Source organism: Halomonas sediminis, assembly GCF_044871105.1.
GTDB classification, from domain to species: Bacteria; Pseudomonadota; Gammaproteobacteria; order Pseudomonadales; family Halomonadaceae; genus Vreelandella; species Vreelandella zhuhanensis.
On the sequence record NZ_CP085246.1, the window covers coordinates 2105771 to 2126786 of the forward strand.

Annotated in this window: 18 protein-coding genes; 12 read left to right on the forward strand and 6 right to left on the reverse strand. The window is 55.9% G+C overall.

Going from position 1 to position 21016, the window contains the following annotated elements; translation table 11 throughout:
- The first annotated feature begins 4 nt into the window (after positions 1-4).
- From LG290_RS10065 to LG290_RS10080, 4 genes are all read left to right on the forward strand, one after another.
- A complete protein-coding gene (locus LG290_RS10065) occupies positions 5-913 on the forward strand; it encodes a hydroxymethylglutaryl-CoA lyase (protein WP_499834719.1) in 909 nt (302 codons plus the stop codon).
- A gap of 71 nt (positions 914-984) precedes the next feature.
- On the forward strand, positions 985-2685 hold the full coding sequence (locus LG290_RS10070; RefSeq protein ID WP_499834720.1) for an AMP-binding protein: 1701 nt from the start codon (positions 985-987) through the stop codon (positions 2683-2685).
- On the forward strand, positions 2682-3512 hold the full coding sequence (locus tag LG290_RS10075) for a class I SAM-dependent methyltransferase (RefSeq protein ID WP_499834721.1): 831 nt from the start codon (positions 2682-2684) through the stop codon (positions 3510-3512). The genes LG290_RS10070 and LG290_RS10075 overlap by 4 nt, the downstream gene beginning before the upstream one ends.
- Before the next feature lie 53 nt (positions 3513-3565).
- A complete protein-coding gene (locus LG290_RS10080; RefSeq protein WP_499834722.1) occupies positions 3566-4126 on the forward strand; it encodes a putative outer membrane beta-barrel protein in 561 nt (186 codons plus the stop codon).
- Between the two features lie 33 nt (positions 4127-4159).
- Here LG290_RS10080 and rluF read toward each other — a convergent pair whose 3' ends face one another.
- Positions 4160-5236, reverse strand: a complete 1077-nt coding sequence (rluF, locus tag LG290_RS10085) for a 23S rRNA pseudouridine(2604) synthase RluF (protein ID WP_499837079.1) — start codon at positions 5234-5236, stop codon at positions 4160-4162.
- A 132-nt stretch (positions 5237-5368) separates the two neighbouring features.
- Between rluF and LG290_RS10090 the strand changes: the two genes are divergently transcribed.
- Positions 5369-6466, forward strand: a complete 1098-nt coding sequence (locus LG290_RS10090; protein WP_499834723.1) for an NAD(P)H-dependent flavin oxidoreductase — start codon at positions 5369-5371, stop codon at positions 6464-6466.
- Between the two features lie 20 nt (positions 6467-6486).
- Here LG290_RS10090 and LG290_RS10095 read toward each other — a convergent pair whose 3' ends face one another.
- Together LG290_RS10095 and otsB are read right to left on the reverse strand one after the other, a co-directional pair.
- The gene (locus tag LG290_RS10095; RefSeq protein WP_499834724.1) at positions 6487-8931 is read right to left on the reverse strand and encodes a glycoside hydrolase family 65 protein; all 2445 of its coding nucleotides are present in this window, start codon (positions 8929-8931) and stop codon (positions 6487-6489) included.
- Positions 8928-10538 carry a trehalose-phosphatase gene (gene otsB, locus LG290_RS10100; protein ID WP_499834725.1) on the reverse strand — a complete coding sequence of 537 codons (1611 nt, stop codon included), beginning with the start codon at positions 10536-10538 and terminating at the stop codon, positions 8928-8930. Before otsB ends, LG290_RS10095 begins: the two co-directional genes overlap by 4 nt.
- A 212-nt stretch (positions 10539-10750) precedes the next feature.
- Between otsB and LG290_RS10105 the strand changes: the two genes are divergently transcribed.
- Entirely contained in the window at positions 10751-10924 is a 174-nt protein-coding gene (locus LG290_RS10105; protein WP_499837080.1) for a DUF1289 domain-containing protein, read from the forward strand.
- Between the two features lie 76 nt (positions 10925-11000).
- Positions 11001-12557 carry an IS1182 family transposase gene (locus LG290_RS10110; RefSeq protein ID WP_499834726.1) on the forward strand — a complete coding sequence of 519 codons (1557 nt, stop codon included), beginning with the start codon at positions 11001-11003 and terminating at the stop codon, positions 12555-12557.
- 176 nt (positions 12558-12733) lie between these two features.
- Here LG290_RS10110 and LG290_RS10115 read toward each other — a convergent pair whose 3' ends face one another.
- Positions 12734-13894, reverse strand: coding sequence for an RNA-guided endonuclease TnpB family protein (locus LG290_RS10115; RefSeq protein ID WP_499837081.1), 1161 nt, complete (start codon positions 13892-13894; stop codon positions 12734-12736).
- 308 nt (positions 13895-14202) lie between these two features.
- Between LG290_RS10115 and LG290_RS10120 the strand changes: the two genes are divergently transcribed.
- The 4 genes from LG290_RS10120 to LG290_RS10135 all read left to right on the forward strand — a co-directional run bounded on the left by LG290_RS10120 (position 14203) and on the right by LG290_RS10135 (position 18051).
- Positions 14203-14940, forward strand: a complete 738-nt coding sequence (locus LG290_RS10120) for a PRC-barrel domain-containing protein (RefSeq protein WP_499834727.1) — start codon at positions 14203-14205, stop codon at positions 14938-14940.
- Between the two features lie 121 nt (positions 14941-15061).
- On the forward strand, positions 15062-15817 hold the full coding sequence (locus tag LG290_RS10125) for an endonuclease/exonuclease/phosphatase family protein (RefSeq protein ID WP_499834728.1): 756 nt from the start codon (positions 15062-15064) through the stop codon (positions 15815-15817).
- A complete protein-coding gene (clsB, locus tag LG290_RS10130; RefSeq protein WP_499834729.1) occupies positions 15808-17013 on the forward strand; it encodes a cardiolipin synthase ClsB in 1206 nt (401 codons plus the stop codon). The genes LG290_RS10125 and clsB overlap by 10 nt, the downstream gene beginning before the upstream one ends.
- Before the next feature lie 18 nt (positions 17014-17031).
- The gene (locus LG290_RS10135; RefSeq protein ID WP_499834730.1) at positions 17032-18051 is read left to right on the forward strand and encodes a lysylphosphatidylglycerol synthase domain-containing protein; all 1020 of its coding nucleotides are present in this window, start codon (positions 17032-17034) and stop codon (positions 18049-18051) included.
- Here LG290_RS10135 and LG290_RS10140 read toward each other — a convergent pair.
- Both LG290_RS10140 and gbcB read right to left on the reverse strand, forming a co-directional pair.
- Entirely contained in the window at positions 18048-18176 is a 129-nt protein-coding gene (locus tag LG290_RS10140) for a hypothetical protein (protein WP_499834731.1), read from the reverse strand. The two genes, LG290_RS10135 and LG290_RS10140, sit on opposite strands and share 4 nt — an antisense overlap.
- A 10-nt stretch (positions 18177-18186) precedes the next feature.
- Positions 18187-19293 carry a glycine betaine monooxygenase reductase subunit gene (gene gbcB / locus LG290_RS10145; protein ID WP_499837082.1) on the reverse strand — a complete coding sequence of 369 codons (1107 nt, stop codon included), beginning with the start codon at positions 19291-19293 and terminating at the stop codon, positions 18187-18189.
- A 342-nt stretch (positions 19294-19635) separates the two neighbouring features.
- On the opposite strand from gbcB, the gene gbca reads away from it, so the two are divergent.
- A complete protein-coding gene (gene gbca, locus LG290_RS10150) occupies positions 19636-20922 on the forward strand; it encodes a glycine betaine monooxygenase oxygenase subunit (protein ID WP_499834732.1) in 1287 nt (428 codons plus the stop codon).
- The last annotated feature ends 94 nt before the right edge of the window (positions 20923-21016 follow it).

Here is a 21016-nt window from a genome sequence, read left to right on the forward strand (position 1 = left end):
CGACATGCCACTTCCTTCCTCCGTGCGCCTGTTCGAGGTCGGCCCCCGGGATGGCCTGCAAAACGAACCCGGCCCGATCATTGCCACCGCGACCAAGATCGAATTCATTCATCGCCTGGCAGCGGCCGGCATGACCCATATCGAAGCAGCGAGCTTTGTCTCGCCCAAATGGGTGCCGCAAATGGGCGATGCCGCCGAGGTCATGGCGGGTATCACTCGCCAGCCCGGCGTGGTCTATTCGACGCTGACCCCCAACTTGCGCGGTCTGGAAGGCGCCATTGCCGCCGGCGTGGAGGAAGTAGCAGTGTTCGGCGCGGCCTCGGAGGCTTTTTCGCAAAAGAACATCAACTGCTCCGTGGCGGAATCCCTCAAGCGTTTCGAGCCGGTACTGGAGCGCGCCCGTGAGGCCAATGTGCGGGTGCGCGGCTATGTTTCCTGTGTGCTGGGCTGCCCTTACGAAGGCGAGATTGCCCCCGCCAAGGTCACCGAAGTATCCAAGGCGCTGTATGACATGGGCTGCTATGAAATCTCGCTGGGCGACACCATCGGCACCGGCACGCCGCTGGCGGCCAAGCGCATGGTCGAGGCGGTCAGCCGTGAGATACCCGTCACTCAGCTTGCCGCGCATTTCCACGACACCTACGGCCAGGCACTGGCCAACCTTTATGCCGTCATGGAAGAAGGCATTCAGGTGATCGACAGCGCCACCGCCGGCCTGGGGGGTTGTCCCTACGCCAAGGGTGCGTCGGGCAATGTGGCCAGCGAAGATGTGCTTTATTTACTGGAAGGGCTCGGCATCAAGACCGGGATCGATCTCCAGGCGGTGATCGATACCGGCTATTGGATAACCGCTGAGCTAGGTCGCAAACCCAGTTCCAAGGTGGCATTGGCAAAGGGCTGTGTCGGTGCTTGATGCAGCCGCCTCTATAGCACTGATTGCGATGCCAGGCCGTTCGGACAACAACAATCTTCGGAGAAACGCTCATGAACAACCCCCAAATGCCGGTGCTTCCCAGCTACACCAGCAGCACCGCCTCCAAGCCGTTGATCGGCATGACCATCGGTGACAAATTCGATGAAATTGCGGCACTTTATCCGGACAACGATGCGCTGATCGTCCTGCATCAGGGCATTCACTGGAGCTACCGCCAGCTACAGGAAGAAGTCAACCGCTGCGCCCGCGCCCTGCTCGCGGTGGGTGTCAAGCCTGGCGATCGCGTGGCTATCTGGGCCCCCAACTGCAGCGAGTGGACGCTGACTCAATTCGCCACCGCCAAATTGGGCGCGATCCTGGTCAACATCAACCCAGCCTATCGCACCCATGAGCTGGAATACGCCCTGAATCAGTCCGAAGCGCGCTTTCTGATCACCGCCAACACCTTCAAAAGCTCCAATTACGGCGAGATGGTGTATCAACTGGCGCCGGAGCTTAAAGCGTCAGCCGAAGGCCATTTGAAATCCCAGAAACTGCCCTACCTTGAGTGCGTGATTAACCTGAGCAACGACAAGCATGACGGCATGTGGCGCTGGGCGGACTTCATGGCGGAATCAGACGCTATCAGCCAGACGGACGTCGACGACCTGCAAGCCACGCTGCAGTTCGATGATGCGATCAACATCCAGTACACCTCCGGCACCACCGGCTTTCCCAAGGGCGCCACGCTTTCCCATCATAATATTCTCAACAACGGCTTCTTCGTCGCGGAAAGCATGGGCTTCACCAGTGAAGACCGCCTGGTGATTCCGGTGCCGCTTTACCATTGTTTCGGCATGGTGATGGGCAACCTGGGTTGCATGACCCACGGGGCGACGATGATCTACCCCGGCGAAGGTTTTGATCCCGCCGACGTGCTCAAGGCTGTACACGAACAACGCGCCACGGCGCTCTACGGCGTACCCACGATGTTCATTGCCGAGCTCGAACACCCGGATTTCGCCAGTTTCGATCTTTCCACGCTGCGCACTGGGATTATGGCGGGCTCCATCTGCCCCAGCGCCGTGATGCAGCAAGTGATTGAAAAGATGCACATGAAAGGCGTACAGATCGCCTACGGCATGACCGAAACCAGCCCGGTTTCCACCCAGACCGGTGCCGACGACAGCATCGAAAAGCGCGTTTCCACCGTAGGCCGCACTCAGCCACACCTGGAAAGCAAGATCGTCGATCCCGGCAATGGCGGGATTCTGCCGCGCGGTGAAATCGGTGAACTGTGCACGCGTGGCTATAGCGTGATGCTCAAGTACTGGAACAATGACAAGGCCACGGCCGAAGCCATTGATGAAGCCGGCTGGATGCATAGCGGCGACCTCGCCACCATGGATGAAGAGGGCTATTTGCAGATCGTCGGGCGGATCAAGGACATGGTGATTCGCGGCGGCGAAAACGTCTATCCCAAGGAAATCGAAGAGTTTCTCTATACTCACCCGGCCATCTCGGATGTTCAGGTCACCGGCGTGCCTGACAAGAAATACGGCGAAGAGTTGATTGCCTGGGTCAAGCTGAACAGCACCTCGGAAGATGTCACCGCGGAAGACCTTCGCGCCTTCTGCAAGGGCAAGATCACTCACTTCAAGATTCCGCGCTATTTCAAGTTTGTCGATGAATTCCCGATGACGGTTACCGGCAAGATCCAGAAATTCAAGATGCGCGAAATTTCTATCGAAGAGCTTGGTCTAGAAAAGTGAGCCTTGTTAATCACTATCAGCAATATCTCAGCGTGGAAGATGTGCTCGACCGGGTGGCCGAGCACTACCCTGCAGGGGCGTCGTATTATCAGTTGGCGCCACTGGACCAACTGCATATCGGTGGGCTCAAGGCTTCCCAACGACTGCTGAACCTGCTGAATACCGACACTCACCCCCGAGTGCTGGATGTTGGCGCGGGTGTCGGCGGTTTGATGCGCCAGGCCGCCCAGCAAGGCTTTACGCTGGTCGGGCTGGATATCACCCACGCCTTCAACCGCCTCAACCAGGGCTTATCCCGCCAGCTAGGGCTGGAACATCAGCTTCATGCAATTACCGGCAACGCCATGGCGCTGCCTTTTATCTCTTCCAGCTTTGATGCAGTGCTGTTTCAGCACAGTTTTCTCAACATGCCGGATACCACCAAGGTGCTTGCGGAATGCCGCCGCGTACTGCGTCCCGGTGGCGTCGTGGTCATGCATGAGGTGGTCAGCGGGCCGAATGTAGTGTCACTGCGCTACCCGGTGCCTTGGGCCAGCGATCCTCAGCATTCCTGTTTGATGCCTACCGCGATGTTGCTGGAAAAAATGCGCAAGGCGGGATTTCATCTGGATCATGTAGAAGATTGGAGTGCCGATGCCTTGGCCTGGCGTCAGCGACAGCGCGAAAAGGAAACTCTTTCCACTCAACATGATAGCCAAACCAAGCCCGCCCCGGCGCTATCGCCCCAGTTGATTTTCGGCCAACGCTTTATGGAAATGGGCAAGAATCTGGTAAAAAATCTGGCCGATGAAGCGATCCAGGTGGTGGAAATCAAAGCGAGTTGCTAGTCTGAGTGGATTACTATTTTCCCCATCCGCATCAGGATGAAGAGAGGATAGCCATGAAACGCTTGGCTTGGGCAACGCTTTTAAGCTTTACCCCGTTTCTTTATAGCCATGCCGATGAGAGCATTATTCCAGCGTACAGTGCACCGGATAGTGAGCTGCTACAGCTCGATAATGGTGTGATCATCGAAGGCAGTAACTTGAGCAGCCAAGACACCTATACTTCTGGGTTTCGTGTCACGGCAGGCTTTAGTCCTTGGCAGTCACCCCGTCTGGATCTCGGCGCCGAACTGGCTTATCGCGCAAGCGATGAAGTGCCTATCGATGCCGGCTCCAGCAGCATGCTGATCGATACACTCAGTTTAGGCGGCGCTCTGGTGGCGGGGATTCGCATGGGGGCATTCAGTGTTTATGCCAAATCCGGCCTGACAGAATGGCGCGGCGAATCAAATAATGCGCGCAAGCTGCATGATAAAGGCGGCACTGCCAACATTGAGGGGTTTGGCGCCACAATGACGATCGATCGGCTGGTCAGCCGTCTGGAATACGAACGTATCGACGCCTCTAACCTGAGCCATCTCAACCAGCTGACCGCCTCAGTGCATTTGCCGTTTTGAAAGCATTTATCGCTTTAAAGAAAGCAGCTAAGTTTATTTGTTGGGTTTGGCGCGGCGCGTATTGCCTCGGGTTTTCGGCCCAGTGCCGGACGGCCCCGACTTTTTTCCCCGAACGGCTTGAGGCTTGGCCCCCGGCTTGCCACTGGATTTAGGTTTTGCTTTCGATGCAGGCTTGGAGTTGGCTGCAGATTTTGGTGTTGCGCCAGTTTTTGGTTTGGCACCACCGGATTTGAATTTCGCGCCGGGCTTGGGCTTAGAGCCCGGTTTAGACTTTGAACCAGCTTTGGGTTTTGAACCGGGCTGGGCTTTGGAAGCGGACCTTTTGTTGGCGGGCGCTTTTTTCTCCGAGGCTTTACCTCCTGAGGGGCTGGCTTGTATGTCTGCTTGGGAAGTTGACTGTTCCGTCAAGGCGATAATTGTTTCCACTTCACGCTGGGTTAAATCACGCCAATCGCCCAACGCCAGTCCCTTTAGCGAAACGTTCATGATCCGGTAGCGAATAAGCTGAGTGACCTCATAACCAAAATATTCGCACATTCGGCGAATCTGGCGGTTTAAGCCTTGCACCAGCGTAATCGTGAAGACGTTAGCCGATTGCTTGACCACCGGGCATTTCTTGGTAACTTTCCCCAGGATAGGCACCCCACCACTCATGCCCGCAATGAACTCGTCGGTAATCGGTTTGTTGACCGTTACCTGATATTCCTTTTCGTGGCTGTTATTGGCGCGAAGGATCTTGTTGACCAGGTCCCCATTGTTCGTCAGAAAAATAAGCCCTTGGGAATCCTTGTCCAGGCGGCCGATGGGAAAGATACGCGCGCCGTGTTTAACAAAATCGACGATATTGTCCTTTTCGCTCGGCTCCGTGGTGCTGACGATGCCCACCGGCTTGTTCAGCGCGATGAGAATCAAGTCGTCTTCTTCCTGCGGCTCGATGGTTTGGCCATTTACTTTAACCAGGTCGCCTGAAAAAACCTGGTCACCCGTGGTGGCACGTTTTCCATTGATGTAAACGTTGCCCTGCTCAACAAAACGATCGGCCTCACGCCTGGAACACAGGCCGCTTTCGCTGATGTATTTATTGATACGAGTCGAAGTTTTCAGCACCATGTTGTTTTGCCACCAAACCTGAATAAGAAAAAAACCCGGCCACTCGCAGCATGCTCGGCGAGAAAAGCCATCATCGGCCAACAATCGATTTAAGAACTCTAAGGATACCCTAACCAGGCAAAGAGGGTCACCATGGCCTGGCGGCACGTCGGCAAACACAAAGGAAAAGTAGATATGGCTGACAAACATTTCCTGCAGAAACTTGGGATCGAGCATCCTATCGTGCAGGCACCCATGGCCGGGGTTTCCACTCCTGAACTGGCCGCCGCCGTTTCCAATGCAGGAGCGTTAGGCTCTATAGGACTAGGTGCGAGCTCCATTGATAGCGCGCGTGAGATGCTAAAAAACACCCAAAAGCTCACAACCCAGCCCTTTAACGTGAACCTGTTTTGCCATCAGCCAGCGAAAATCGACAAGGCCACCGAAGAGGCATGGCTGACACATTTATCGCCGTTCTTTAGCGAGATGCAGGCGCAGCCGCCTGCGGCAATCAGCGAAATATATCAGACGTTTATCGGCAACGAAGAAATGCTTGATATGCTGCTTGAGGAAATGCCGCCCATTGTCAGCTTTCACTTCGGGCTACCTTCCAAAAGGTTTATCGATGCACTGAAAGCGCAGGGCATCGTATTGTTAAGCTGCGCTACCACGCTTGAAGAAGCCCGGCAGGCTGAAGCGGCGGGTATCGACGCGATCGTGGCGCAAGGCGTGGAAGCGGGCGGCCATCGCGGTACGTTCTCTGCGCTCAGTGATAAAGAAATGGGCGCCTTGCCTCTCACCCGCCTGTTGGCGTCACATGTCTCGCTTCCGATCATTGCTGCCGGTGGGATCATGGATGGGGCGTCCATCAACGCTGCCCTGACGTTGGGCGCCTCGGCCGTTCAAATGGGAACGGCGTTTATTCTATGCCCCGAGTCCTCGGCAAACAGCACCTATCGCGAAGAATTGAAAAGCCCTCGGGCACATGACACGCAAATTACCTCCGTCATCTCGGGTAGGCCGGCGCGCGGCATCGTTAACCGAATGCATACCGACGTCGCCCAGTGCGGTGGCGTCATATTGCCGGACTACCCTATCCCCTATGACGCAGCAAAATCGCTTAACGCCGCAGCAATGACCAAGGGTCACCGTGAGTTTGCAGCCCATTGGGCTGGCCAAGGCGCACCCTTGGCCAGGGAGTTACCAGCAAAAGACCTTATCGGCATTCTCTTGGCAGAAATGCAGGTTTAAAAGCCAAGCATGCGGTTAGCTCAGTTTGAATCCGCCGATTCGCTCTGATCCATGATTTGCCAATCAGTACCGCCTGGCTGACAGTGAAATTCGAGGCTTTGGCCAGCCTCGAAAGAATGAATCTTGTCCCGCACGGCGATACGCACGGCTTTCGCGCCTCCCTCCGAGACGCTAAGCGTCATCCTGTTACCTTTCATGGTGACTTCTATCCAGCGGCCATGGTAACGCAAGCGCAGGTGCAGGCCCGGTAACGGGTCGGGCAGGCAGGGGTCGAACCGCAACAGACCGTCACGAACCTCTAGCCCCGTCTCACCACGCTGAACCAGATCGACGGTACCGGCCATGGCGCCCAGATGAATGCCCTCCTGCGTCGTTCCGCCCTGCGCATCGGCGATGTCGCTTTCGAGTGCTTCACTGAGCAATGTCAGAGATCTTGGCCGGTCCGAACGGGCCAGCACCCAGGATTCAACGATGCGGCTTAAGGTAGAACCGTGCGAAGTACGCTGCTGATAATAGTCAATGGTGCGCGGAATCAGCTCCTGGGTGAAGGTGTAGCCCAGTTGCTGGAAAAGATCGCTGAGTTCATCAGCGGAAAAAAGATAAAACAGCATCAGGGCATCGGCCTGCTTGGACGCCTTGTAGCGATTGGCCGTATCTCCCTCAGCCTCAAGAAGCCGATCCAGGCGATGGATGTCCCCGTACTGGCTTTGATACTTTTTCCAATCGAACTCTTCGAGGCGCTCATAGCCCTCGAACTGGCTGATGACACCCTCGTGAAACGGGACGAAGAGCTTGTGGCTGATTGCCTCCCATGTCGCAATTTCCTGGTCGGTCACTGCCAATGTTGCACACAGCTCCTGACGGCGTTCAGCACCGACTCGCCCCAAGGCATCGTCAGCCCGTCGCAGCACCCAAGCCACCATCAGATTGGTATAGGCATTGTTATCCAACCCGGGTTCGTCTGCCCAAGGATAACGGTCATGAAATTCGTCTGGTCCCATCACGCCACAGATATCGTAGCGCTTGCGGCGGGCATTCCAGCTAGTGCAACTGGCCCAGAAACGTGCAATTTCCACCAGCAACTCAGCCCCATAATAGGAGAGAAACTCGTAGTCCTCGGTTACTTCATAATAGCGCCATACATTGAAGGCGATGGCGGCGTTCACGTGGCGTTGCAGATGACTATGATCCGCAATCCAACGCCCCGACTTAGGGTTGAGATGCAGCATCTGACTTTCTTCACGTCCACTACTGCCGCTTTGCCAGGGATACATGGCGCCGCGATATCCCGCTTCTCGCGCCAGGCGGCGGGCTTCTCCCAAGCGACGATAACGGTAACGCAGCAAGGCACGCGTAATCTCGGGTATGCGAAAGTTGAGAAACGGAAAGATAAACAACTCATCCCAGAAGATGTGGCCACGGTAAGCCTCACCATGCAGACCGCGTGCCGGCACGCCGACGTCCAGGTCAACCACGTGGGGCGAGACGGTCTGCAGCAGATGAAAAATATGCAACCGCAAGATTTTCTGGGAGCGCCCCCCACCCTTGAGCACTAAATCACAGCGATACCAAAGATGCTGCCATTTCTGGGCATGGCTTGCCAACAGCTCGGCAAACGGCCCTGCCTGGGCAACCGAATGACTCACGGCAAGCCCCGGTTCCGAGATAGCCCGGTCCCGGGACGTATGCATGGCTATCACCTTTTCAATGCGCATCTCCTGACCCTGGTTGGCCTCGAAGCTCAACTCCTGCGCAATGTAGCCGGTCTCCTGCACGAGCCCACGCTCGGCATCCACCTGGCGCTCACCGAGGTACGCTTGAGTCCGTGCGGCCTGAGCCACACGCAGATGAGACTGGTTGGTTTCGACCAGCAGACGGATGGTGTGCTCATCGAGCAGTTCGCTGCTCAGAGGGGCCAAATGAGTGCTTGCCAATTCACGATACCGCGTCACGCCGGCATTGATGACGCGCCCGTCGAGTGCGGAGCGCACGGTAACCCGTCCCGACCAGTTCTCCGGCTTCAGGCGCCATTCGATGGCAGCGAGGTGCGGATTTTGCATATGCACGAGGCGCCGGGAAGCGAGGGTGGTTTCCCGGCCTTGACGATCGCGAAAGCGCATATCGCGTTGGAGAACGCCGGTTTTCATGTCCAGCGTCTGGTCATAATCCAGAATTTCGACCGCCATGAGATTGAACCATTCACCTCCCTCGGGTCGGAACGTCAGGCTTAGCCAGTTCGGCATGTTGACGAGATCCTCGTTTTCGATCTCATGTCCGGCAATCTGGGTTTTTAGCCGATTATAGCCTCCAGCAAGGTAGGTACCCGGATAATGAATATCACCTGCTTCGGCCTCTTCATTCGCGCCTCGGGTAGCAAAATAGCCGTTCCCCAAGGTACATAGCGCTTCGCGAAGCCCTTCCTCGTGGGCATCGAAGCCGGAATAATCGAGTGTCCAGTCGCTCATGGCAGTTCTCCATCGGCATTGCAAAGGCGCTGCAGAAAACGCCCGACCGCCTGGGGGTCTTCAAGCCAATAGTGAGCCTCGGTTGACTGGGGGGCCTCGGCTACCAGCAACCCAAGCCCCTGTTCATGCCCCTGCCCTTCACGCAAGACCTTGAAAGCGTCTTCGTCCGTTTCATCGTCCCCGAAATAAAGCGGCAGAATATCTTTATGACCCGGCTCAACTTCCCCGCTGTGTACCAGCGCATCAAGCAGCCAACTTAGGGCCTTGCCCTTGTCCCAGGATAGCGCTGGCCTCAACTCGAAGATTTTCTTGCCACCGGTTCGGCGCAGCATTGATGCCGACGCTTCGACGGCATGCTCGACGGCGTCTTCGATAGCCTCAATATGCTCCTCCGCCACGAGCCGGTAGTGCACGGCAATCGCGTAGCGCTTGCGCTCGACGATTACGCCCCCAATATCATTCAGTTCTTGCTTCAATTCGGCTTCGGCACGATCCAGTGCAGGCAGGAACTCCTCCGCACGTTCTTGTTGCATGTGCAGTCCACCGGGGCCGGCGATGTCGAAACCATGGCTTCCGGCATAAACGAGGTTATCGAGAGCTACCAGCTGCTCGACGTCGGCACGGTCACGCCCGCTGACAATCGCCACGGTAAAGCGCTCAGCCACTTTGCGTAGCGTTTCACGCATGTCATCGCTGAGCACGGCAAGCTCAGGTCGATCGACAATCGGTGTCAGAGTGCCGTCGTAATCGAGAAAAATGACCAGACGCTTATCGGCCAGGTAGTGAGCGATCTCCTCGTAACAGGCCAGCGCATTCGGCAATGTCGATTCGCTGGATGCGCTATCCGGCATCAACTCCCCAAGGTCGTCAACCACGATATCGGCACCGTGTTCGAGCAAGGCATTAGCCTGATCGGCACGGTCCACCCCCACCACCAGCGCGTAACCAGCGGCGCGTGCCGCCTCGACACCGGATAACGCATCCTCCACCGCAAAGGCACCGCTCGGCGAGACCTCCAACAAGTTTGCTGCCAATAAAAAGATATCCGGGTCGGGTTTGCCCTTCAGTTTCCTGCGCTCGATGTCGTTGCCATCCACACGAGCATCAAACAGCTGGCTCAAACCGGCGGTTTCCAGCACAGCCGCGGCGTTCTTGCTCGACGAAACCAATGCTATCTTCAGCCCCGCACCTCGCAGATGCTGGATAAGCGCTACCGAGGAATCGAAGACGTCAACCCCGTCTTTTTTCAGACGCTCACCAAACAGTCGATCCTTGAGGTTTCCCAACTCACAGACCGTCTCATATCCAGGTGGATCATCAGGCGAGCCGTACGCCAGGGTAATCGAGCGGGATGCCAGAAAACTCTCTACTCCCTGGTAGCGAGGTTTGCCATCAACGTAACGTGGGTAATCCACATCGGCATTAAAGGGTTCGAACCGCTCGCCCGTCGCTTGCGCGCGGCTACGCAGATAATCGTCGAAAAGCTGTTTCCAGGCTGCACAGTGCACATTGGCGGTATCCGTCACGACACCGTCGAGATCGAATACACCCGCACTGAAAGAAGCAAGATTGAAACCGTGCTTGGCACTGTCGGCTTTTTGCATCATGTCGAACCCCGGCATGTCCAGCAGCAAGATGGCTGATTCTTATCATCCTAGACGACATATGGCCGATGAGAAGCGATTCGACTTTTTCCCGGTGCAATCCGCTAAATTCAATCATGTAGGGCCAAAAAATTCACCTGAGCATGAAGACATCTAATTTCACCTTTAAGGTGAGTTATGCCATTATTCACATCCATTTTTTATGACTTCTGATGATGTCCAAGACAATCGATAGTCCTTGCATATCAGTATGTAAGCTTAGCAAAGAGCTTTGTATCGGCTGCGGACGAACATTGGAGGAAATCCGTCTCTGGAAAACCATGCAGTACCCAGAAAAAAGCCTCACGGTGAAGCGCGCTGAACAACGCTTGACCTCCTCGCCGCCCTGAAGAGGGTGTCGCGAAAGGGATAAAGCCGTAAAATGATTTCTCTTTTGCCTGAGAGCTTACCGTGACGACCGCATGTATGCCCACGCCTGATGACAGGCAGTTTTCGCTTTTTCAGGTGTCGCCTGCTTCGTCCACCCCATCCTCTCGCGTCACGGCAACCTCGTCGGGACGACGCTTTCTGCACGGTGATGCCACGGCGATCTTCCTGGGCATGACACCGCTTGAAGAGCATCTGAGGCAGGCCGGAATTCGCGCTCCTTTTGTGGTGGCCGACCTATTGGATGCCCAAGACTGGACACCCTTCGAGGATCGCTATGCCGCCACAGGACGTGCACCCTATGCGCCACGCGCGATGATGGGGCTGATTCTCTATGGGATAATGCACGGGGTCTCATCACTGCGGGCGCTGGAACGGCTGGCACGTGTCGACTTGGGATGCATGTGGGTGACCGGAGGCATCGCTCCCGATCATGCCAATATCGGGCGTTTTATCTGCCTGCATGAACAGGCCTTGGCGCAGGAGTTTTTCGAAGCGCTGACACGTACCGTTCTGGCCAGGACGGCGACATCCACCGCATGCCTGGCGGGTGACGGGACTGTGATCGAAGCTGCCTGCTCTCACTATCGTCTGCTCAGGGAGGAGGCGGTACGCACCCGGGTCAGTGACGCCCTGACACGCCATCAACAGACCCCTCTAGAGCAACAGGACGAGACCCGGCAGCAGCTGGATAGAGCGCACGCCTGTGAACAGGTTCTTGATGCGAGGATCGCGGCACGACGGCGCCATGGCAAGCGTACCGATACGGTTCGTGTCAGCCTGACGGAGCCAGAGGCCGCCATGCAGCGACAGAAGCGTGGACGCGGCTTTGCGCCGGCTTATACGCCCTCCGTCCTGGCCAATGAGGCACGGATCATCGTGGCACACGCCGTTGATCCCACGAGCGAGACGCGCGTGGTCGGTGAGCTGATCGATCAGAGCGAGCGCGTGGAACCCAAGACCCCACGCGAGCTTCTGCTGGATGCCGGCTATTTTGATGATGGCGTTATTAACGCGACACTGGCTCGTGATGTCAGCCTGCTTTGCCCGCCCAGGCCCAGTACCACTGACAAAGCGAAGGGCCTGTATCATAAAAACCTGTTCACTTACGATGCCGAACAGGATGTTTACTACTGTCCAGCGGGGCAGCGGCTTCAGCTCATCAGTCATACGCGAGCCTCGGCACGCTCGCGTGAGCAGTCGGTTTATGCCTGTGTCACCTGCGCGGACTGTCCGCAACGGATCGCTTGTACCCGTTCAGTCCGGGGGCGCCGAATCAGACGTTACCCGGAGGACGAGGCACGCCTGGCACTGCAACAGATCATGACCCACCCGGGTGCCCAGGCGGTATTCCGGCAGCGAAAGGCCATGGTCGAGCCAGTTTTTTCAGCGCTACGTCAGCAACAGGGACTGTCTCGCTTCCGGCGCCGTGGGCTGGCGGGTGTCAAACGCGAGTTTGCTTTGCATGCCCTGGCTTACAACCTGGCTCGCGCTGTAGCGCTGAGCCTTTATCATCGTCTCTGGGATCGGTTGTGGAGATGCCTGGGATTATCTTACCTAGCAACAAAGGAAATGATCGCGGCTGCCAGGGTGTGAGTGATGATGTCGTCCAGCCTTCGACGTCGCTGAGCATCGGTTTAGTTATGAGTCGTTAGGAGATTTGCGACAACCTCTGAAGGACGGCGATTCCCGGTTGTCACCTTCCGGGTTCCTGCTTCATTGCCCGTTGCCCTTGGTGATGACACCGCCGGTCTTACACAGGCTCCACAGGCTTAACGTTCCGTGAGCCCCACGGTAGTCTTCTTTTCGTGCTGTCGGAGCTTGTCGGCCCCGACCAGTATGGCCTTGCCCGCCTGAAGGATATTGCGGGCGGCGTTGATATCGCGGTCGATGCCTTGGGTGCCACAGGCAGGGCAGTCCCAGGTACGAACATTGAGCGGCATCTTATCGGTGATGTGTCCACAGTGAAAACAGCGCTTTGAGCTGGGATACCACTTGTCGATCTGGACGAAATCGCGTCCGCAACGCTGGGCCTTATAGTCGAGTTGGCGCACCAGCTCACCCCAGCCCACGTCGCTGATGGCCTTGGCCAACGACCGGTTTTTCAGCAGGTTCTTCACTTGGAGGCTTTCGGCAGCGATAACTTGGTTCTCGTGAATAAGCTGCGTGGAAAGCTTGTGGGTGGCATCTTGGCGTTGATCGGCGAGTGTCGCGTGAATTTTCGCCACCTGAAGCCGCGCTTTGGCGCGGTTATTCGAGCCCTTCTGTTTGCGTGACAGGTTGCGCTGAGCAAGCGCCAGCTTGCGCTTTGTCCGGTGCAGAAAGCGCGGGTTGGGAATCTTGTCGCCGTGGCTGGTGATGACACGGTGCGTCAGCCCCAGATCAATACCCACCATCGTCGGTGTCACCGGCAACGCCACTATATCCTCTTCAACTAAAAAGCTGACATGGTAGCGGCCAGCGGTATCACAACTGACGGTAATACTGGCGGGCTGACCGGAAAACGACCGGCTCCAGCGAATATTCAAAGGGTCTTGATGCTTGGCAAGCCAGAGCTGGCCATCGCGCCAGCGAAAGCCGTTGGCCATGTAGGTCGCCGACTGCTTGCGCTGTTTTTTCTTGAAGGTGGGATAGCACGCCTGGCCTTTAAAGAAGTTGCTAAACGCTCGATCCAGGTGCCGCAGGGATTGTTGCAGGCATACGTTGGACACCTCGGCCAGAAACGCCGTCTCCGACTGCTTCTTGAGCGTGGTGAGTGCTTTCGCGGTGGTGTTGTAACCCATCCGTTCCTGACGCTCGAACCAGGCGTCCGTGCGCTCGCGCAGGAAGTGGTTGTAGATGTACCGCACGCAGCCAAACGTCCGGGCAAGCTGTTCGGTTTGCTCGGGCGTTGGGTAAAAACGATAACGGTAGGCGCGGTGTACAGTTGTCATCATTTGAATCTAGTGCGCTATATTTAACCTGTCAACAAAGAGGCGCTAACGCGCCTCGCGCTATCCTTCCTCGCACTAGAAGTACGAGGTTTGACGCGCAATTTGATCAAACAAACCACTCGAATTGATTAAGCCGTTACCCCACGACACGTAACGTATCAATTTGTCATTGAACGCACGTCCAGCATTTATAGATGATTTGATTTTTATTAGTCGAATCGATTCGCTGCAGCCACAAATACGCCTCCTTTACAGTCAGGGTCTTCTCTTCTAGCTTTCAAATACATAAACAGGAAGGGAGTTCTGTCATGTCAGTCAAACGAAACATTTCTGTCACCACGCTAGCCATCGCCACTACCACTGTCATGTTTCAAGCCCAAGCCCAAGAAGATGTAGTAAGGCCACTAAGTGATTGGGATTATGAGGCTATTTATGAAGCTGGCGGTATAAGAGCTGACAATTTAATCGACGCCGAGGTCTTTGGTGGTAATCAGGAAGAAATCGGCAGTATCGAAAATGTACTTATCACACAGGAAAACAAGATAGCTGCTATCATCGCTCAAGTGGGAGGATTCTGGGATATGGGAGATACCCATGTCCTGGTTCCTTGGGAAGAGGTTGAGCTGAATGAAAAAGGAATAATGACTCCTGTAACAGAAGACAACCTCGATAAATACGGACTCTTTACTTCCGATGACTACATTACCAAGCAAGATCTCAGTCAGACACAGCGAGTTGATGACGATCTCGAAACCGGCCCTGGCATCTGGAAGCTCACCGATTTACTTGATGACTACGCAACGGTTGGAGAAGGTGTTGGCTATGGTTATGTCAATAACATGCTCTTCTCACGTAATGGCGAGGTTCAAGCCGTAATCGTCGAGTCAGATACCGCCTATGGTCGCGGAACTTACGCTTATCCCTTTTATGGTTATGGATACGGCTGGGCACCAGGCTACCCGGCTTACGCCTTGCAATATGATGCAGATGAAATTGGCGAAATGAAGCCATTCGACTACGAAAAATACGACGGTCTCTGGGACTAATTTGCTAAATACTTCTGCCAAGCAGCTCAGTCATTACCGCTAATTGAGCTGGCCGGTCTCGTCACGTGTGCTCTGCCACAAGTCAGCTGCCACAAGTCAGAGCACCATGAGGAACCAAGATATGCATCCCAACGCGAGCTTTCAAACGCTGCATATCATGACGATAAATGTGCATAAGGGCTTCAATTTTTTCAACCGTCGCCACATCCTGCCGGAGCTGCGCGATGCGGTGAATACTCTATCTACTGATATGGTATTTTTGCAGGAAGTTATCGGTGAACATAAAGAGCATGCCATGCGCTATCACGACTGGCCGGGCGTGACGCAATACGAATACCTGGCCGACAGCATGTGGCCGGATTTTGCTTATGGTCGTAATGCTGTCTATCCCGAGGGCGACCATGGCAACGCCTTGCTCTCCAGGTTTCCGATTCTACGTTATGAAAACAGAGATGTTTCTATTCGTGGCACTGAAGAGCGAGGCCTGCTGCATTGCATATTGGATATTCCAGGCCAGGCGGAGGTACATGCTATCTGCGTTCACCTTGGACTGCGCCAGACGCATCGCCTAAAGCAATTGGCGCTGCTGTGTGACTTGCTGGATTCGATACCATCAAGTGAACCGGTCATTGTCGCGGGAGATTTTAATGACTGGCGCCTGCAAGCCAATAAAGTGCTGGTCGAATGTAATATGCATGAAGCTTTCGCCTTGCACTATGGACAGTCTGCAAAAAGCTTTCCCGCACGCTGGCCTTTTTTGCGCCTCGACCGGATTTATGTCCGCAATGTCTCGGTCCGCCACGCTGAGGCACTTTACCGCAAGCCTTGGTCACATCTCTCCGATCATGTGCCGCTCATAGCAGAGATATGCCTGTGAACTTCAAATGGCAGGAAGGTAACCATGTCGAGTTATTGATTAATGGCAATCAATTCTTTCCTAGCGTATTCGATGCTATACGCACTGCCAGCCAAGAAATTCTGATCGAAACATTCATTATTTTCAACGATGAAGTCGGAAAGGCGTTGAAAAATGCCTTGCTGGAAGCCGCAGCCAGACAGGTACGAATTGAAGTGACCGTGGATGGCTACGGGACAGCGGATCTCGATGCTGCCTACATCGCGGAATTGAAGGCGGCGGGCGTCCACATGTATGCCTACGATCCGCGGCCGCGCTGGCTTGGCATGCGCACTAATCTGTTTCGCCGCCTTCATCGCAAGATTGTCGTAGTAGATGGGGAGATAGCTTATATCAGTGGGATAAACTTCGCCGCCGATCATTTGCCGGACAAGTATCCCATGGGGAAGCAAGATTATGCCGTGCGCATATGCGGCCCGATAGTGAAGGATATTCGCTCCGCTGCTAAAGCGTTGCTTATGGAGAACCCGGCGGTTCAGGAACTCCCGGAATTTGAGACGACAACCTCTACTGCTGGGGAGGCAGAGATACTAATGGCTGCTCGTGACAACACTAACCACCGCACTGATATTGAAGAACAATATATTCTGGCGATTCGTTCGGCCACTACTCGTATAGTTATCGCCAATGCCTATTTTTTCCCCAGCTATCGTATATCGCGCGAACTACGCAATGCGGTTCGTCGAGGCGTCAAGGTAACATTGATATTGCAGGGGCGACCGGACAAGCCCTGGACTCGGCAATTCTCTAGTTCGCTTTATAGCTACTTACTAAATGCCGGCATATGCATATTCGAGTACACGGAACGTCCCCTGCACGGCAAGATCGCTATCGTCGATCATGAATGGTCAACAGTGGGGTCAAGCAATCTCGATCCGCTCAGCCTATATTTGAACCTGGAAGCCAATCTTTTTATTCGCGATGCCAAGCTCAATCAAGAAATACACGAACATCTTACCGAGCTTATCGATAAGAGCTGCCAAAAAGTCACACCCAAGATGGCTGGAAAAGGACATTGGTGGCGAACCCCCTTGATGGTGGTTAGTTTCCATTTTCTGCGTCACTTTCCCACCATGATAGGATGGCACCCGGCCCATGCTTCGAAGCTTAAATCGCTACCAGTGGAGCAGCCGAAAAAAAAGCGCGAACTGCGTTGAGCCAGAATAGGCATTTATATGAGTGCACCCGCAACCCACAAGACCTACAACCGTAAGCCTTGGCGACACTGGCTCAAGCGCGGTGTGACGCTGTTTTTCTTTATTCTAGTTCCGGTCTTGCTGTTCTGGCTACTCAGAAACGTGGATTGGCCTACGGTGGTCGCAACGTTGCGAAGTTACAGCCCGCTGACACTTCTGGCCGGGCTGGGCATCACCGCCGCCAGCTTTATGGTGTTCAGCAGTTACGATCTCTTGGGCAAAGCCTATACCGGCCATAAGCTGCCGGCCAAACATGTACTTCCCCTCGCTTTCGTATGCTATGCCTTCAACCTGAACCTGGGCGCCTGGGTCGGCGGGGTGGTATTGCGTTACCGCTTGTACTCACAGCTGGGACTGGGCCTGGGAACGGTGACTCGCATCCTGAGCTTGAGCTTGATCACCAACTGGTTGGGTTATATGTTTTTGGCCGGCACAGTATTCTCCTTACGCCTGGTCCCCTTCCCGGTCAACTGGCAAATCGGCACCATGGGGTTACAACTGATTGGCTTCGGGTTGTTGGCTGCCGCCTTTGTCTATTTGGCTGCCTGTCGCTTTTCCAAACGCCGGGCTTGGAAATGGCGGCATCACGAAATCATTTTACCCTCGCTCCGGCTGGCACTGATACAGACTCTCCTGGGCGCAGTCAATTGGTCGTTGATGGCCGCACTGATCTACCTTCTGTTACCCGAGGATGTGTTTTATCCCAATATTCTCGGCATTCTGCTCATCAGTAGCATCGCGGGGGCAGTGACCCATATCCCTGCAGGCTTGGGGGTGCTTGAAGCGGTTTTTATCGCCTTACTCCAGCATCAAGTGCCCACGACCGACATACTCGCTGCGCTGATTGGTTATCGCGCCATCTACTTTCTGTTGCCCTTGGCGGTGGCTTGCATCGTCTATCTAAGATTGGAGCGCAAGGCTAAAAAGCGCCAACACGTCGATTCGAAAGCGGAAATTACTAACAGTGAAGATCGAGAAAGAGCCAAGAAAAACAGCTAGGGGCTGTTGACGTCAATAGCCCCTAGGTATCGCTCGACAAGGTAGGCCGCCCAATCCTCGGAGTCGGCAATCGGCGAGACGCCATAGTTGACTACGACCTGATCGTCTTGGGTCTCTTGAGTCATCAGTACTCCATCAGTACTCCACCACCACGTCGCCCAGCGGCTTGCTGCAGCAGGAGAGGATATAGCCCTCGGCGATATCTTCGTCGGTGATGCCGCCATTGTGCTCCATCTCGACCTGCCCCGAGGCCAGCGGTACCCGGCAAGTGCCACAGATGCCCATGCCGCAGGCCTTGGGGATATGCAGGCCGAGCTTGGCCGCCGCGGAGTGTACCGTCTCGCCAGGCTGGATGCGTACGCTTTTGCCCGAATTGACGAACTCGACGCTGAGCAAGTCGGCATAGACGATTTCCTCGGCCTCTGCTTCGGCCTGTTCGGCCAACTCCAGTACGTCCTCGCGCACGTCCAACGGCGTGGCTCCGAAGGACTCCTCATGATAGTGGCTCATATCGAAGCCATTATCGCGAAGGATACGCTTGATCGCATTCATGTACGGCGTGGGGCCGCAGCAGAAGATTTCACGCTCGAGGAAGTCCGGCGCCATGAGTTCCAGCATCGGCTGGGTCAGATATCCTCGGTAGCCAGCCCAAGCCTCGCCGATGTCGTCCTTGTGCTCGCAGACAATATGTAGCTTGAACTCGGGAATCCGCGAGAACATGTGCACCAGCTCACGATGGTAGATGACGTCGCGTGGTGCACGGGCGCTGTGGATGAACTCGACGTCGACGTTGGCGTTGGTGTCGAAGAGCCAGCGGGTCATAGACATCAGCGGCGTGATGCCGACGCCGCCGGAGAGGAATAGCACCTTGTCGGCAGGGAAGTCGATCGAGTTAAAGTTGCCCACCGGGCCGTGTACCGTCAGCTCGTCGCCGACCTTCATGGTGTCATGCAGCCAGTTGGATACCCGGCCGCCCGGCACACGCTTGACGGTGATCGAGAAACTGTAGGGGACCGACGGCGAGCTGGAGATGGTATAGGAACGCATGATCGGCTCGCCATCGATCTCCAGCTCCAAGGTCACGAACTGTCCCGGCTTGAAGAAGAACAGTATCGGCTGCTCGGCCATAAAGCAGAAAGTACGGGCGTCCCAAGTTTCTTGGATCACCTTGACACAGCGCACCGCATGGCGGCCGTTGGTCCAAGTCTGGGTCGTGACGGGGTTGAGGAAGTCCATTGTCATTATCGTGTCGCCTAGCTGCACCATGGGAGGCTCCGACCGCGGTGCCACCGCCTTGTCGTTGCGCATAATTCTGTGCCAATCGATGGTGCCCCACTTGTCTGTCAGCGACACGGGCATGCCCATGATTTCCACTCGGCGTTCCTTTTCATGATCCGAACGTCGTCCCTGCATCATCGCCTGTCGCCGGCAGATAACTCTGCCCTCGCCAGCTGATCCACACTCATCCTGCTTTTATCCAACACCGCGACTGGCGTGTGCGGCCCATCACACGATGCCATGCCTCTCACAACATCAATAATCCGCCCGATGCCGCACAAGCGGCCTGCACGAGGACGTTTTTCCATGGATCCAATTTTTCACCTCCACCTGGACGATGACTTGTCCCCGGCACGCGAGGCCACCAGTGCCATGCTTGCCAGTCGCGCGCGAAACTTCTCGCTACCTCAGCCCTTCTACAACGATGAACGGCTGTTTCGCCTGGACATGCAGGAGATCTTCGGCAAAGAGTGGCTGTTCGCTGGCATGACCTGCGAGATCCCTACCAAGGGCAACTACATGACCCTGGATATCGGCGACAACCCGGTGATCATCGTGCGCGGCAGCAACGGCGAAGTGCATGCTTTCCACAACGTCTGCCGCCACCGCGGCTCTCGGCTGTGCGTCAGCGACAAGGGCAAGGTGGCCAAGCTGGTCTGTCCCTACCATCAGTGGACCTACGAGCTGGATGGCCGCCTGCTGTTCGCCGGTGCTGACATGGGCGCGGACTTCGACCTCGCCCAGTACAGCCTCAAGCCGGTGCAGGTAAAGACCGCCGGGGGTTTCATCTTCGTCAGTCTGGCCGACCAGCCGCCGGCCATCGATGACTTCCTGGTGACCCTGGAGCACTATCTCGAGCCCTACGACATGGCCAACGTCAAGGTCGCGATGGAATCCAGTATTGTCGAGCAAGCCAACTGGAAGCTGGTGATCGAGAACAACCGCGAGTGCTATCACTGCAACGGTGCCCATCCGGAGCTGCTCAACTCGCTGCAGGAATTCGACGATACCGATGACCCTCGCGCCACGCCCGCCTACAAGGCGCTGGTGGCGAAGAAGCAGGCCGACTGGGACGACCAGCAGGTGCCCTGGCAGCTCAAGCGCTTCGACAAGCGCAACCGCCTGACCCGCACGCCACTGCTGAATGGCGTGGTATCCATGACCATGGACGGCAAACCGGGCTGCAAGAAACTGATGGGTCGGCTGCAGAGCCCTGACATGGGCTCGCTGCGCATCCTGCACCTGCCCAACTCCTGGAACCACTTCATGGGCGACCATGCCGTGGTCTTCCGGGTAATGCCGCTTGGCCCCCAGCAGACCCTGGTGACCACCAAGTGGCTGGTGCACAAGGATGCCGTGGAAGGCGTCGACTACCATACCGAGACGATGCGTCGGGTATGGGACGCCACCAACGCCCAGGACAAGCGGCTGGCCGAGGAGAACCAGCGCGGCATCAACTCGAAGGCCTACGAGCCGGGCCCCTACTCCGAGACTTACGAATTCGGGGTGATCGACTTCATCGACTGGTACAGCGAGCGGATGCAGAAGAACCTGGGACATAGTGTCCCGAGCCTGCAGATGGTCCGCGGCTGAGGCTTTCGCTATTCGCCATACCCGATGGGATTCGGACTCGCCTCGGAAACAAACGCCCCCGGCTCTCTCGAGCCGGGGGCGTCTCGGTCTAGCT

What these genes read in the sequence shown, in the direction of transcription:
- LG290_RS10065 (WP_499834719.1), top strand. Translation starts at nt 5, where the DNA reads ATGCCACTTCCTTCCTCCGTGCGCCTGTTCGAGGTCGGCCCCCGGGAT.
- LG290_RS10070 (WP_499834720.1), top strand. Translation starts at nt 985, where the DNA reads ATGAACAACCCCCAAATGCCGGTGCTTCCCAGCTACACCAGCAGCACC.
- LG290_RS10080 (WP_499834722.1), top strand. Translation starts at nt 3,566, where the DNA reads ATGAAACGCTTGGCTTGGGCAACGCTTTTAAGCTTTACCCCGTTTCTT.
- rluF (WP_499837079.1), bottom strand. Translation starts at nt 5,236, where the DNA reads ATGGTGCTGAAAACTTCGACTCGTATCAATAAATACATCAGCGAAAGC.
- LG290_RS10090 (WP_499834723.1), top strand. Translation starts at nt 5,369, where the DNA reads ATGGCCTGGCGGCACGTCGGCAAACACAAAGGAAAAGTAGATATGGCT.
- LG290_RS10095 (WP_499834724.1), bottom strand. Translation starts at nt 8,931, where the DNA reads ATGAGCGACTGGACACTCGATTATTCCGGCTTCGATGCCCACGAGGAA.
- otsB (WP_499834725.1), bottom strand. Translation starts at nt 10,538, where the DNA reads ATGATGCAAAAAGCCGACAGTGCCAAGCACGGTTTCAATCTTGCTTCT.
- LG290_RS10105 (WP_499837080.1), top strand. Translation starts at nt 10,751, where the DNA reads ATGTCCAAGACAATCGATAGTCCTTGCATATCAGTATGTAAGCTTAGC.
- LG290_RS10110 (WP_499834726.1), top strand. Translation starts at nt 11,001, where the DNA reads ATGCCCACGCCTGATGACAGGCAGTTTTCGCTTTTTCAGGTGTCGCCT.
- LG290_RS10115 (WP_499837081.1), bottom strand. Translation starts at nt 13,894, where the DNA reads ATGACAACTGTACACCGCGCCTACCGTTATCGTTTTTACCCAACGCCC.
- LG290_RS10120 (WP_499834727.1), top strand. Translation starts at nt 14,203, where the DNA reads ATGTCAGTCAAACGAAACATTTCTGTCACCACGCTAGCCATCGCCACT.
- LG290_RS10125 (WP_499834728.1), top strand. Translation starts at nt 15,062, where the DNA reads ATGCATCCCAACGCGAGCTTTCAAACGCTGCATATCATGACGATAAAT.
- clsB (WP_499834729.1), top strand. Translation starts at nt 15,808, where the DNA reads ATGCCTGTGAACTTCAAATGGCAGGAAGGTAACCATGTCGAGTTATTG.
- LG290_RS10135 (WP_499834730.1), top strand. Translation starts at nt 17,032, where the DNA reads ATGAGTGCACCCGCAACCCACAAGACCTACAACCGTAAGCCTTGGCGA.
- LG290_RS10140 (WP_499834731.1), bottom strand. Translation starts at nt 18,176, where the DNA reads ATGACTCAAGAGACCCAAGACGATCAGGTCGTAGTCAACTATGGCGTC.
- gbcB (WP_499837082.1), bottom strand. Translation starts at nt 19,293, where the DNA reads ATGACAATGGACTTCCTCAACCCCGTCACGACCCAGACTTGGACCAAC.
- gbca (WP_499834732.1), top strand. Translation starts at nt 19,636, where the DNA reads ATGGATCCAATTTTTCACCTCCACCTGGACGATGACTTGTCCCCGGCA.